We start from the raw sequence: 12,551 nt of genomic DNA, 5'->3' as shown, positions 1-12,551 counted from the left end.
TGTCAGGCGCGGCCCGGCATCGCGGCAACCGCTTTCGCTTCGCCGTTCCACGGCGCGACTTTAAGCAGCAGCAGCATGCCCGGAATAGCGAGGAAGAAGCATGCCCAGAAAAAATCGTACCAGCCCATGCGCTCGACGAGCCAGCCGGCCGAGGCGTTGATGAACGTGCGCGGCATCGCCATCAGGCTCGTGAACAGCGCAAGCTGCGTCGCAGTGTAGGCGGGATGCGTCGTGCGCGCCATGTACGCGACGAACGCGGTCGTGCCGAGGCCGACGCCGATCGCTTCGCCGGCGATGACGATCGCGAGCACGGCAAGGCGGCCCGCATCTGACGGCATCGGCCCGAGCCACGCGAGCCAGACGAAGCCGAGGATCGTGACGACCTGCACGAGGCCGAACAGCCACAGCGCACGGTTGATGCCGAGCCGCAGCATCCACAGCCCGCCGAGGATGCCGCCGATCACCGACGGCCACAGGCCGGCGTTCTTCGCGACGATGCCGATGTCGGTCTTGCTGTAGCCCATGTCCAGATAAAACGGCGTCGCGAGCGCGGTGCACAGCGAGTCGCCGAGCTTGTAGAGGAACAGGAACGCGAGCACGAGCAGCGCCGAACGCAGGCCGTGGCGGCCGAAGAACTCGCGGAACGGCTCGACGACGGCTGCGCGCAGCGTCCGCGGGGTGCCCGCAGCCTCGCGCGGCTCGTTCGAGAAGACCGTCATCGCGACGCCCGGCAGCATGAACAGCGCAGTGATCACGAACACCGGACCCCACGCCAGGTGGTCGGCGAGGATCAGCGACAGCGAGCCGGGCACGAGGCCGGCGACACGGTACGCGTTCACATGGATCGCGTTGCCGAGGCCGAGCTCGATCTCGGGGAGGATCTCGCGCCGGAACGCGTCGAGTGCGATGTCCTGCGTCGCCGACAGCAGCGCGATTGCGGCAGTCAGCCCGACGACGAGGCCGAGGTCGGTGACGGGCGACAGCTGGCCGAGCCAGGCGATCGCAGCGACCAGCCCGAGCTGCGACACCAGCATCCAGCCGCGGCGCCTGCCCAGCCACGGCAGGATGCCGAAGCGGTCGAGCAGCGGTGCCCACAGGAACTTCCAGGTGTAGGGGAACTGGATCAGCGCGAATGCGCCGATCGCCTTCAGCGACAGGCCTTCGGTCTTCAGCCAGGCCGGCACGAGGTTCAGCAGCAGGTACAGCGGCAGCCCCGACGCGAAGCCGGTGAAGATGCAGATCAGCATGCGGCGGTTCAGCAGGACTTCGAGCCAGGCGGGGCGGCGCAATTCGGACACGAGGGGACACTCGGCGAGGGGTGGCGGGCATTATCCCAGATTGCGCCGGCGATCCGTGCTGCGGCGGGGTTGACGGTTGAAGCCCCGTCAGGCGGTCCGCCACACGGTGCGCAGCGAGTTTTCCACGACGTCCGCCGTCACCGGGCGGCTGAAATGGAAACCCTGCAGCTCGTCGCAGCCGAGTTCGCGCAGGCGCGCGACCTGGACCGCGGACTCGACACCTTCGGCGATCACCGAAAGCCCGAGGTTGTGCGCGAGCGACACTGCCGCGGCGACGATCATCGCGTCGTTCGCATCGTGTTCGATGTCGGAGACGAACGAGCGGTCGATTTTCAGATGATCGAGCGGGAACAGCTTGAGGTAGGACAGCGACGAGTGCCCGGTGCCGAAATCGTCGATTGCAATGCGCACGCCGAGATCCTTCAGCGCCTGCAGCAGCGCGACCGCTTCGTCCGGGTTGTCCATGACCGCGCTTTCGGTGATTTCGAGTTCCAGCAGCCCGGGGCGCAGGTCGCTTGCCGCGAGCGCTGCCGACACCGTCTCGACGAGGCATTTTTCGCGCAGCTGGCGCACCGACAGGTTGACCGAGATGCGCAGCTGCGGCAGTCCCGCGTCGAGCCACTGCCGCGCCTGCCGGCAGGCCTCGCGAAGAACCCACGTGCCGATTTCGACGATGACCCCCGTTTCCTCGGCAAGCGGGATGAAGCGCGGCGGGGCGATCAGCCCGTCCTCCGGGTGACGCCAGCGCACCAGCGCTTCCAGCCCGGTGAGGTGCCCCTGGCGCGAGTCGAACTGGGGCTGGTACCACAGCTCGAATTCGCCGCGTGCCGCGGCGCCACGCAGCTTGCGCTCGATATCCAGTCGCGCGGTCGCGGCGCGGTTCATCTCGTCGGTGTAGAACTGGAACTTCGCGCGCCCTGCGGCTTTGGCGTGATACATCGCGGTGTCGGCGTTGCGCATCAGCGCCGCCGGGTCGGCGCTGTCGTCGGGAAACAGGCTGATGCCGATCGACGGTGTCGTATGAAGCTCGGTGGTGTCGACGCAATACGGGGCGGAGAGCCGCGCGAGCAGCTTCGCCGCGACGTGCGTGACGTCGTGGGCGCCGCCGATGCCTTGCAGCACGACGACGAATTCGTCGCCGCCGAGGCGCGCGACGGTGTCCGTTTCGCGCACCGCGTCCCGCAGGCGCCGCGCGACCTGCTTCAGCAGTTCGTCTCCGACGGGATGGCCGAGAGAGTCGTTGATGTGCTTGAAGCGATCCAGATCGAGGAACATCACCGCCAGGCGCTGTCCGTTGCGGCGCGCCTCGGCGACCGACAGCTGCAGGCGGGCGGTCAGCGAGAAGCGGTTCGCGAGGCCGGTCAGCGTGTCGTGGTAGGCCAGATGCTGAATATCCGCCTCGGCGCGCTTGCGGGCGGTGATATCCGAGAAAATCGCGATGAAATGCGTGATCTCCCGCGTCTCGGGGTCGCGCACGCCGTTGATCATCAACGTGCGCGGATAGCGCTGCCCGTCGCAGCGCATGCCTGTCGTTTCCCCCGACCACGAACCGTGCGCGCCGACGATTGCCCACACGGTGCACGAATCCGGCCCGCCTGCGTCACCCTCGCCCTCGCCGTCATCACTGCCGGGGCGGAAGCAGGTGCCTTGTGCCGCGGCGGCCGCGACACCGGTGATCGCGGTGTAGGCAGGGTTGACCGAAACGATGCGATGACCGAGGTCGGTGATGACGATCGCCTCGGGGCTGTTCTCGAATACCTTGTCCGCGAGCTGGAGCCGCTCCTCGTCGCGCTTGCGGGCGGTGATGTCGGTGTAGGTCGTGACGAAGCCGCCCTGCGGCAGCGGCTGGCCCTGGACGAGCAGTACCGTGCCGTCGTGCCGGCGGCGCTCGAAGCTGTGCGGAGCCGGCTGAAGCGTGCGGGCGAGAAGATTGGCGACGACCTCGTCCGGATCGCCGGGGCCGTACTCGCCGCGCGCGGCGTTGTAGCGGAACAACGTCTCGAGCGACGGCAGACCGCAGGTAAACAGTTCCGGCGGGAAATCGAGCAGGCGCTTGAATTCCTCGTTGCATGCGACGAGCTGCTGCTCGTTGTCGACGAGCGACACGGCACACGGAATGTTGTCGAGGATCGTCTGCAGCATCGCCGCGCGCTGGGCCACTTCGTCTGTGCTGGGGCCGCCTGTGGCGACGTCGGTATTGGCGGTCATGAGTTGCCGGCCTTGCCTGCGCTGAAAAGCCGCCCGGCAGTAGCGGCCTCGCGGCGGCGACGATAGCGGCGATATATCGGTCTTCCTCCGCCAAGCAGCACCGCCAGTGCCAGGGCCCCGGCGCCAAAACCGGCGACGGCCGGCGCGGGGGCTGCCGGGGCGTCGCTCTCCATGGCCGCTGCGGCCGATGCGAGCATGAGACCGGCCGGTGCAGCGAGAGCGACGGGCAACGCGAACGAAAGGAGAACCGTCTTGTGCGAAAACATGCCAGGAGGTTATGAGCGGTTGGGAGGTGTTGCCATCCGGAGCCCATCCGCGCAGGACCAGCCCAGTTTGGGGCGATTCTGACAGCCAGTTTCCAGGCTTACAATCCTGCACTGCAACGATACGCCTGCGTATGGGCTTGCCGGCGGCACCACGGCGCCTGAGAATGCGGGTTCGCGGCAATCCAATAACCATTGAGAGGGGAGACGAACATGAGCCAGCACGTCGTTGTATCGTTCGGCGCGGGACGCGAATACGAATTCACGGTGCATGAGGCCGACACGGTGGGCCTGGCGAAGGATCAGGCGCGTGCTTGGTTGTCGCAGGAGTTCGAGACGCTCGAATGCACGCCGTCGAACCCGATGGGGAAGATTCTCGCGCTCGACATGATCCTTAATGTCGCGAAATATGGCGGCGAGGAGCGATTCAGGCAGGCCGGCGAGTGGGCCCGGCGCTTCGCGGCAGTCACCGCCGTCGCGCTCGGGCGCCCGGTGCTCAAGGTGGATGTCGCGAACTTCGTCGTCGGCTGAGCACTTGCGGCGCGCCGTAGCGGCCGCGCAGTACGGCCGCGCTGCACATCGCGGCCGGTTCAGTCGGGGCGGCCGAGCCGATATACGGCGACGCTGGCAAGGAAGTTGGGCTCTTCTTCGATCAGCCTGCTCTCGTCGAAAGCCAGGCGCTCGCGCACCACGATGCCGTTCATCGCGCACAGCGCGTCGAAATCCGCGATCGTGAAGAAGCGCACGTTCGGCGTGTTGAACCACTGGTGCGGCAGGCTTTCCGATACCGGCATGTGGCCGTTGAGGATGCTCTGGCGGTGGCGCCAGTAGCCGAAGTTCGGAAAGCTGACGACCGCTTCGCGACCGACGCGCAGCATCTCGGCGAGGATTCCCTGGGTGTTGTGCATTGCCTGCAGCGACAGGCTCATGATGACGTGGTCGAAGAAACCGTCCTCGAGGCCGGCGAGGCCTTTTTCCATGTCCATCTGGATCACATTGACGCCGTTGCGCAGGCAGATCAGCAGCTTGTCCGCGTCGTTCTCGACGCCGTACCCCTGCACCTGGCGGACTTCGGCGAGGTGCCTGAGCAGGCTCCCGTCGCCGCAGCCGAGATCGAGCACCCGCTCGCCCGGCGAAATCCACTTCGTGATCACTTCGTAGTCGTAGCGGTAGGCCATCGTCAAACCTTGATGCGGTCGAAATAGGCCGCAAGCAGCCCGTGGTAATGCGCGTCGTCGAGCAGGAACGAGTCGTGCCCGGCGTCGCTCTCGATCTCCGCGTAGCTGACGTTGCGGCGGTTGTGCAGCAGGCTGTAGACGATCTCGCGACTTCTCGCCGGCGAGAAGCGCCAGTCGGTCGAAAACGACACGACGAGGAAGTCCGCCGTCGCCCGTGCCAGCGCCGCCCGCAGGATGCCGCCATGCTCGAACGCGGGGTCGAAGTAGTCGAGCGCCTTGGTCGTCAGCAGATAGGTATTGGCGTCGAAAAAGCCGGCGAACTTGTCGCCCTGGTAGCGCAGGTAGGACTCGATCTCGAACTCGACGTCATAGCTGTACACCGCCTTGCCGTGGCGCAGCGTGCGGCCGAATTTGTCGGCCATCGCGTCGTCCGACAGGTAGGTGATGTGGCCGAGCATGCGCGCGAGCTTCAGCCCGCGCGCCGGCACCACGCCGTGTTCGTAGTAATGGCCGCCGTGGAAGTCGGGGTCGGTCAGGATCGCCTGGCGCGCGACTTCGTTGAAGGCGATGTTCTGCGCGGTGAGTCTCGGCGCCGACGCGACGAGCACCGCATGCGCGATGCGGTCCGGGTATTGCAGCGCCCACGACAGCGCCTGCATGCCGCCGAGGCTGCCGCCGAGGACCGCGGCGAAGCGTTCGATGCCGAGCCGGTCGGCGAGCCGCGCCTGGGCGGCGACCCAGTCCTCGACGGTGACGAACGGGAAGTCCGCCCCCCACGGTTTGCCGCTCGCCGGATTGACCGCGACGGGGCCCGTCGTACCGTAGCACCCGCCGAGGTTATTGACGCCGATGACGAAGAACTTGCGCGTGTCGAGCGGCTTGCCGGGCCCGACGAGGTTGTCCCACCAGCCGATGTTGCCGGGGTCGTCCGCATAGTGGCCGGCGACATGGTGCGAGCCGGACAGCGCGTGGCATACCAGCACGGCGTTGCTGCGCGCGGCGTTGAGCTCGCCGTAGGTCTCGTACACGAGTTCGTACTCGGGCAGGGCGTCGCCGCTGCGCAGCGGCAGCGGCTCGGCGAAGTGCGCCCGCTGCGGGACGACGGCGCCGACGGATTGGGGTTGGATCATGTTGTTCGCTGTAGACAAAAAAACCCAGCCGGCTGGGAAACGCGGACTGGGTCGCCCTCGCTTTAGCCGGATTTATTGAGCGCCCGCAAGCTGTGGTTCAAATCGGCGCGTGAAGGCGAAAAATTAGCGTGGCCGTGCGCAATTGTCAAATTCGCCGGACGACCGGCTCATGCGGCGAACGCGATGCGGTCGCGCCCCTCGTGTTTGGCGAGGTACAGTGCATCATCGACCCGTTTCATGAATTCCGTCAGATCCTCGCCCGGGTGGTAGCTGCCCACGCCGAGCGAGACGGTGATGCGCAGCTCCCGGCCACTGATGATGAACGGATCGCTGCCGACGCAGGCGCGCAGCCGCTGGGCGTTGTCGCCTGCGGTATGAGGGCCGGTGTCCGGCAGCATCACGAGGAACTCTTCCCCACCCCAGCGCGCGCACACGTCGTACTCGCGCACCGACGCCGCGAGCCGTGCGGCGACGGCCGTCAGCGCCTGGTCGCCGAACTCGTGCCCCCAGGTGTCGTTGATGTCCTTGAAGTGGTCGATATCGATGATCGCGATGACGAACGAGCGGCCGCCCCTCTGGGCGCGGACATGCTCCTCGCGCAACCGCATCAGCGCATGGCGCCGGTTCGGCAGTCCGGTGAGGGCGTCGCGATGGGACAGCCATTCGAGGCGCTGGTTGAGTTCGCGCAGCATGCTCTGGTATTGGTCGCTGATGCGCACGATCTTTTCGAGCCTGCGCAGCTGACGCCGGTAATTGACGGCATGGCCGGCGCCGCGGTCGCGCTCCGCGGCCTGGTAGCGGTCGCTGATGCGGGTGATGCGCTCGAGTTGGTGGAGGTGGTCGGAAAAGGCGTTGTAGAGCTCGGCGAGCGGCGCGCGCAACGGATTGTCCCGGTGTTCGGCATCGGTCAGCAGCGCATCGATGCGTTCGGTCAGCGGGCGCTCGCCGGGCGGCAGGGGAAATCCTGAACTCATCGCTAGGAACCGGGAATGATCTCGAAGGGGAAGCTGTAGTCTTCCTTGAATTCGGCAGCCAGATCGGCGACGCGCTCGTTGTCACGGTCGTAGCGCCAATTCACCTCGACCGGCTGCCCCCGATCGTGCGCGTCCTGGAGGGCGTCGAAGATGTCCATCATCGCACGCACGCTGCTCGTGTTGAGATACAGCAGTTTCAGCTCGAGCGTCAGTGGCTGCAGGAGCTGGCCGAGAAAGCCGGCGATCCAGTCGAGGACCGGCTGGAACAGTTCGAAGGAATTTTCCGGATAGGAATCGCCGCTCATTTCCAGCCGCCCGGCTGCGCGGTCGGTGCGGATGAGGGGAGTTGATTCGGTGGCGGGAATCTCGAAATCGTTCACTTCGGACCTCAGTTCAAATCACCACGCGCAGGCTGAAGAAGGCGTGTTGGGAGTCAAGGGGTTTTACGCCGCAGGCGAGCGGCTGGCTCGCGCGGCGCGCCAGGTCGATCAGCCCGAGTCCGGCGCCGGTCTTCGCCTCCGGGTCGCGGGGTTTGCGCATCTGGGTCTTGAACGCGGCTTTCAGCGCGGCCTTGTCGAGTGCGGCGAGTTCGCCGATGCGCGCGACCAGCGCCTCGCCATCGTCATGGAGCACGACATTGCCGGCACTGACCACGTAATGCCCCGCCTCGTCGCGGGAAACGATGATCGTCGCTTCGGCCGCGGCCCCGCTCACGCCGCTCGACGCGGCGTAGTGGCGGATGTTCTGGCTCAGCTCGATATATGCCGAAAAAACGTCGGTGATCGCCGAGGGGGATTCGGCGAGCCCCTCCATGTGCTTGCGCAGGGCCTTGCCGATCTCCTCCATCAGCGTGGCCGAGAACGGGCCGTTGAAGCCCAGCATGATTCCCTGGCGCGAGAACGCTTCGCGCAGGGACAACACATCCACCTCTTCCATTCTCACCCCCCGGAAACGGGGTCGGGCGCGGCGGCCCGACCGGGAACACGAAAACCGATCACCGCGATGTCATCGCGCTGCGGACAGCTTCCCTGGTGATCGGCCAGGCGTCGCCGCAGCGCTTCTTCCTGGCTCTTCATCGGCTGCGCCGCGATCCCGCCCAGCGCGTCTGCGAAGCGGCGATTGCCGAAGCCGTAGCCGCGTTCGCCCCCGGCCTGGTCCAGGAACCCGTCGGTAGTCAGATAATACGTGCAGCTGGGGCCGTCGGCGAGGATGACATTCTCGTAAATCGCGCGCCGCCGCTCGCCGATGCTGCGTCGGCTGCCGCGAATCTGCTCGCACCGCGTGCCCTCGCAGCGGTAGAGCTCGGCGTGCGCGCCGGCGAAGGTTACGCGGCCGGTCGCGAGGTCGACGTGGCACAGGCCCACGTCCATGTTGGTCGCGAGGTGGCGGCTCGCGGCGTCGCCCGGCAGCAGCGTACGCGTCGCGCTGTCCATGCGCCTCAGCAGGGCCGCGGGATCCGACAGTCCGAGTTCCTGGACGGCCAGGTCGAAGCCGGCGTGCGCGATCATCGTCATGAACGCGCCGGGCACGCCGTGCCCTGCGCAATCGACGATGCCGATGAGGAACTGCCCCGGCGCCTCGCGGAACAGGTAGAAATCTCCGCCGACGGTGTCGCGCGGCTGCCACAGCACAAAGTGGTCGTCGGGCAGCGCGCGCAGCAGCTCACGGTGCGGCAGCATCGCGTGCTGGATCAGGCCGGCGTAGCGAATGCTGTCCTGGATCTGCCGGTGCGTCGCGGCAATGCGGTCGTGCGCCTGCGCGAGGTCGCGGGTGCGTTCGGCGACCCGGCTTTCCAACTCGCTGGTGTGGGCGTCGATCTGGCGCGCCATGTCGTCGAAGGCGCGCGTCAGGGAGCCGAGTTCGTCGCTGCGGCGCGTACGCAGGCGCTGGCGGTAATCGCCCGCGGCGATGCGCCGCGCGGAGTCGGTCAGGCGCACCAGGGGCCGCAGGATCAGCCGGTCGACGCCCATGCTGACGGCGGCCGCGAACAGCAGCAGCAGCGCGATCGCGCCGAGCGCGAGCGGCCACAGCACGGTTTCGTCGATGACCTGCGCGGCGCCCAGGTCGACGGCGGTGATCACGTACCAGTCGAGCTCCGGCACGTAGGCTGCACCGAGGACGCGCGGCTGGCCCTGCAGATCGACGCGCAGGACGCCGCCGCCGCTGCCCGGCGCCTCGCGCAGGCCCGCGAGCATGCCGTCCAGCGCTTTGCGGTCCGCGCCGTCCTCGACGAGCCCGTGCAGCGTGCGCCGGGGGGCCGCCTTGGTCAGCGCCGCGTACTCGATCAGGGACTCGTCGGGGTGGGCGAGGATCGCGCCGTCGCCGTTGATGATGAAGTTCGTGACGCCCGAATCGACGGTGCCGACGAAGGTGGCGAGAAAGCGCGTGAGGTCGAGGCCGGAGCCGGCCAGGCCGAGAATGCGCCCGCCTTCGTCTTCGCGCACCAGCACGTTGAACCAGACTTTCGTGACCTTGAGCTTTTCGTCGACGTTGACGTTCAGTGCATACGGGCGTGCGTCGCGGACGGTGGCGAAATACCACCCGTCCTTGGGGTCGCCGCGCTGCAGCGTGTAGCTCGGCTTCACCCAGGCATCGGGCGCGGTGCCGTCGCTGAAGTAGTAGTGCCCGCTGTCATGGGCGATGAGGAACACCGAAGCGTCGGTGAACGCGCGCCGGAACCGTTCCGCATCGACGCCCGCCTGCCCCGAGGCGTCTCCGCCGCGCAGGAAGCGCCGCACGCTTTCGAGTTCGGCGAGCCGCTGCGACAGGCTCAATTCGCGCGTGATCAGCGTGACCAGCTTCTGCGCCTGCAGCAGCGCGTGGTTGCGCGCGAAGCCGGCGCCGAAATGATCGCGGAAGGCGTCGAGGCCAGCCCGTCCGGCCAGCAGCGCGAACAGCAACAGCAGCGCGAGCAGCGCCGCGAGCCACAGGCCCGATTTCCACCGCAATCCCAAATCCGCTCCCCCCTGTTGTCGCGGTAGTGCGCCGCCTTACCCTGGCAGTCGCAGCACCGCCTCGCGTATCTTCGACTGCTCGTCCATCTTCAGGATGCGCTGCACCCGCGGCGCGAGTTCGCCGACGTCGGCGCGCAGCACCTGCTGCTTGATCTCGAGGATGTTGCCGGGATGCATCGAGAAATTGCGCAGGCCCATGCCGAGCAGCAGCAGCGTGTAGGCCGGGTCGCCTGCCATCTCGCCGCATACCGATACCGGCAGGCCGAAGCGTGCGCCAGCCTGGATCGTGCCGCTGATCAGCTTCAGCACTGCCGGGTGGAGCGGGTCGTACAGATGCACCACGGCCTCGTCCGAGCGGTCGATCGCGAGCGTGTACTGGATCAGGTCGTTCGTGCCGATCGACAGGAACGACAGGCGCCGGATGAACATGCCGAGGGCGAGCGCGGCCGCCGGCACTTCGATCATGCCGCCCACGGCCATCCGTTCGTCGAAGTTGATCTGTTCGGCGCGCAGTTCGGCCTTGGCCTTGTCGATCAGCATCAGCGTCTGGTCGATTTCGTGCGCATGCGCGAGCATCGGGATCATGATCTGCAGCTGGCCGTGGACGGAGGCCCGCAGCAGCGCACGCAACTGCGTCTTGAACATCTGCGGTTCGGCGAGCGAATAGCGGATCGCGCGCAATCCGAGGGCCGGATTCGGTTCGAAGCGCGCGCCGACGCCGTTGAGCGCCTTGTCCGCGCCGACGTCGAACGTGCGAATCGTCACCGGCTTGCCGGGCATCGACTTCAGCACGGCGCGATAGGCTTCGTACTGTTCCTCCTCGTCGGGCAGCGCGTCGCGGCCGATGAACAGGAACTCGGTGCGGTACAGGCCGACGCCGTCGGCATTGACGGCCTTGACCTGGTTGAGGTCCTTCGGCCCCTCGATGTTCGCCAGCAGGTTGACGTTCTCGCCGTCGAGCGTCGTCGCGCGCGTGTCCTTGAGCCGGTTGAGCTTCGAGCGCTCGACTTCGAGCTCGGTGCGGCGCAGCCGGTATTCCTCGACGATATGCTCGTCGGGTCCGACGATGACGACGCCGCGCGTGCCGTCGATGATCAGGAGCTCGTCCTCCTCGACGAGCTGGCGGATGTGGTGCAGGCCGACGACCGCCGGGATGCGGAGGCTGCGCGCGACGATCGCAGTGTGGCTGGTCGGGCCGCCGACGTCGGTGACGAAGCCGCCGATGTTGTGGTCGCGAAAACCGATCGTGTCGGCCGGCGACAGGTCGTGCGCGACGACGATCGTGCCGAGCCCGTCGCGGCGTTTCGGCGGCAGGTGACCCGGATGACCGAGCAGCACCTTGACGAGGCGCTCGACGACCTGCACGACGTCGGCCTTGCGTTCGCGCAGATAGGGATCCTCGATCTGCTCGAACTGCTCGACGACGTGCTCCATCTGCTGAACGAGTGCCCACTCGGCGTTGCAGCGACGCGCTTCGATCAGTTCGCGCGCGGCGTCGACAAGCATTGGATCGGACAGCATCATCAGCTGCAGATCGACGAAGGCGCCGACCTCGCTGTGCGACTGGCCCGCGGTCGCGGCGGCCTTGAGGCCGATCAGCTCGCCCTGCACCGTCGCCACCGCTTCGTCGAGGCGGTCCATTTCCTCGGGCAGGTATTTGCTCGCGACGTGGTAGTGATTGACCTCGAGCATCGCGTGCGAGACGAGATGGACGTGGCCGATCGCGATGCCCTGTGAAACCGGCAGGCCGTGGATCGTGAACGGCATGGCTTACTCTCCCTCGCCGAATCGGTCCGCAATCAGCTCCAGGATTGCCTCGAGGGCGGCGTCCGCATCCCGTCCCGAGGTATCGACGACGATCCGCGATCCTTGCGCGGCGGCCAGCATCATCACCCCCATGATGCTTTTGGCATTGACGCGGCGGCCGTTGCGCTCGAGCCAGATGTCCGCGCCGTAGCTGCTCGCCGTCTGCGTGAGTTTCGCCGACGCGCGCGCGTGCAGGCCCAGTTTGTTGATGATTTCGGCTTCAGCTCTCGGCATCGCGGATCCGCCTGGTCACTGGATGTGCACTACGCCGTCGCAGCCGCCCGAGACGGCGCGCTGCACCAGCGTGTCCATGTCCCGTTCGCGGTAGGTCAGCACGCGCAGCAACATCGGCACGTTGACCCCGGCGATGACTTCGATGCTCCCCGGCACCGCCAGCTTTGCCGCGATGTTCGATGGCGTCGCGCCGAACACGTCGGTCAGCACCAGTACGCCGTTGCCGCTGTCGGCCCACGCGAGCATCTGGCGCGCGAGCGGCAGCATGTCGACGGGATCGTCCTGGGCGGAGACGCCGAGCTGTACGGTTTGCCTGGGGCGTTTGTTGAGCACGTGGCTCGCGCACTGGATCAGCGATTCGCCGAGCGTGCCGTGCGTGATGAGGAAGATGCCGATCATGGGTCGTCGCTCGATAGGTTCCGACGATTGTAGCCGACGACGATGGCGATTCCGCGAACCGCGTCCACGAACGCGTGCTGGCCCGCGCGGTGCAACTCCCCGCGGGC

General features: G+C 67.0%; 12 protein-coding genes. 1 reads left to right on the top strand and 11 read right to left on the bottom strand.

Features of this window, described 5'->3' with window-relative positions; translation table 11 throughout:
• Window positions 1-2: 2 nt before the first annotated feature.
• Window positions 3-1,298 (bottom strand): AmpG family muropeptide MFS transporter, encoded by a 1,296-nt coding sequence (locus pbN1_RS08655; protein ID WP_342343977.1) that lies wholly within the window; start codon window positions 1,296-1,298, stop codon window positions 3-5.
• A gap of 87 nt (window positions 1,299-1,385) precedes the next feature.
• A complete protein-coding gene (locus pbN1_RS08650) occupies window positions 1,386-3,506 on the bottom strand; it encodes a putative bifunctional diguanylate cyclase/phosphodiesterase (RefSeq protein WP_244857213.1) in 2,121 nt (706 codons plus the stop codon).
• Window positions 3,507-3,982: 476 nt separating this feature from the next.
• On the opposite strand from pbN1_RS08650, the gene pbN1_RS08645 reads away from it, so the two are divergent.
• Window positions 3,983-4,300 (top strand): hypothetical protein, encoded by a 318-nt coding sequence (locus tag pbN1_RS08645; protein ID WP_169200907.1) that lies wholly within the window; start codon window positions 3,983-3,985, stop codon window positions 4,298-4,300.
• A gap of 59 nt (window positions 4,301-4,359) precedes the next feature.
• Here the strand turns inward: pbN1_RS08645 and metW are convergent, their stop codons facing one another.
• The 9 genes from metW to pbN1_RS08600 form a co-directional block, all read right to left on the bottom strand.
• The gene (gene metW, locus pbN1_RS08640) at window positions 4,360-4,947 is read right to left on the bottom strand and encodes a methionine biosynthesis protein MetW (protein ID WP_169200908.1); all 588 of its coding nucleotides are present in this window, start codon (window positions 4,945-4,947) and stop codon (window positions 4,360-4,362) included.
• Between the two features lie 2 nt (window positions 4,948-4,949).
• Entirely contained in the window at window positions 4,950-6,077 is a 1,128-nt protein-coding gene (gene metX, locus pbN1_RS08635) for a homoserine O-succinyltransferase MetX (protein WP_169200909.1), read from the bottom strand.
• 167 nt (window positions 6,078-6,244) lie between these two features.
• Window positions 6,245-7,051, bottom strand: a complete 807-nt coding sequence (gene siaD, locus pbN1_RS08630) for a biofilm regulation diguanylate cyclase SiaD (RefSeq protein ID WP_169200910.1) — start codon at window positions 7,049-7,051, stop codon at window positions 6,245-6,247.
• A gap of 2 nt (window positions 7,052-7,053) precedes the next feature.
• Window positions 7,054-7,431 (bottom strand): biofilm regulation phosphoprotein SiaC, encoded by a 378-nt coding sequence (gene siaC, locus pbN1_RS08625; protein WP_169117301.1) that lies wholly within the window; start codon window positions 7,429-7,431, stop codon window positions 7,054-7,056.
• A gap of 13 nt (window positions 7,432-7,444) precedes the next feature.
• Window positions 7,445-7,987, bottom strand: a complete 543-nt coding sequence (gene siaB / locus pbN1_RS08620) for a biofilm regulation protein kinase SiaB (RefSeq protein WP_169200911.1) — start codon at window positions 7,985-7,987, stop codon at window positions 7,445-7,447.
• Between the two features lie 2 nt (window positions 7,988-7,989).
• Entirely contained in the window at window positions 7,990-9,999 is a 2,010-nt protein-coding gene (siaA, locus tag pbN1_RS08615; protein WP_244857212.1) for a biofilm regulation protein phosphatase SiaA, read from the bottom strand.
• Between the two features lie 42 nt (window positions 10,000-10,041).
• Window positions 10,042-11,772, bottom strand: coding sequence for a phosphoenolpyruvate--protein phosphotransferase (gene ptsP, locus pbN1_RS08610; protein ID WP_169200913.1), 1,731 nt, complete (start codon window positions 11,770-11,772; stop codon window positions 10,042-10,044).
• Window positions 11,773-11,775: 3 nt separating this feature from the next.
• The gene (locus pbN1_RS08605; RefSeq protein WP_169200914.1) at window positions 11,776-12,045 is read right to left on the bottom strand and encodes an HPr family phosphocarrier protein; all 270 of its coding nucleotides are present in this window, start codon (window positions 12,043-12,045) and stop codon (window positions 11,776-11,778) included.
• 15 nt (window positions 12,046-12,060) lie between these two features.
• A complete protein-coding gene (locus tag pbN1_RS08600; protein ID WP_169200915.1) occupies window positions 12,061-12,444 on the bottom strand; it encodes a PTS sugar transporter subunit IIA in 384 nt (127 codons plus the stop codon).
• Between the last annotated feature and the right edge of the window lie 107 nt (window positions 12,445-12,551).

It is taken from the genome of Aromatoleum bremense (assembly GCF_017894365.1).
Lineage (GTDB): Bacteria > Pseudomonadota > Gammaproteobacteria > Burkholderiales > Rhodocyclaceae > Aromatoleum > Aromatoleum bremense.
The sequence above is the reverse complement of the archived record's forward strand: the minus strand, read 5'-3'. Positions and strand labels throughout refer to the sequence as shown.

Coding starts and splice junctions, on each gene's coding strand:
- pbN1_RS08650 (WP_244857213.1), bottom strand. CDS start 3,506: ATGACCGCCAATACCGACGTCGCCACAGGCGGCCCCAGCACAGACGAA.
- pbN1_RS08645 (WP_169200907.1), top strand. CDS start 3,983: ATGAGCCAGCACGTCGTTGTATCGTTCGGCGCGGGACGCGAATACGAA.
- metW (WP_169200908.1), bottom strand. CDS start 4,947: ATGGCCTACCGCTACGACTACGAAGTGATCACGAAGTGGATTTCGCCG.
- metX (WP_169200909.1), bottom strand. CDS start 6,077: ATGATCCAACCCCAATCCGTCGGCGCCGTCGTCCCGCAGCGGGCGCAC.
- siaD (WP_169200910.1), bottom strand. CDS start 7,051: ATGAGTTCAGGATTTCCCCTGCCGCCCGGCGAGCGCCCGCTGACCGAA.
- siaB (WP_169200911.1), bottom strand. CDS start 7,987: ATGGAAGAGGTGGATGTGTTGTCCCTGCGCGAAGCGTTCTCGCGCCAG.
- ptsP (WP_169200913.1), bottom strand. CDS start 11,772: ATGCCGTTCACGATCCACGGCCTGCCGGTTTCACAGGGCATCGCGATC.
- pbN1_RS08605 (WP_169200914.1), bottom strand. CDS start 12,045: ATGCCGAGAGCTGAAGCCGAAATCATCAACAAACTGGGCCTGCACGCG.
- pbN1_RS08600 (WP_169200915.1), bottom strand. CDS start 12,444: ATGATCGGCATCTTCCTCATCACGCACGGCACGCTCGGCGAATCGCTG.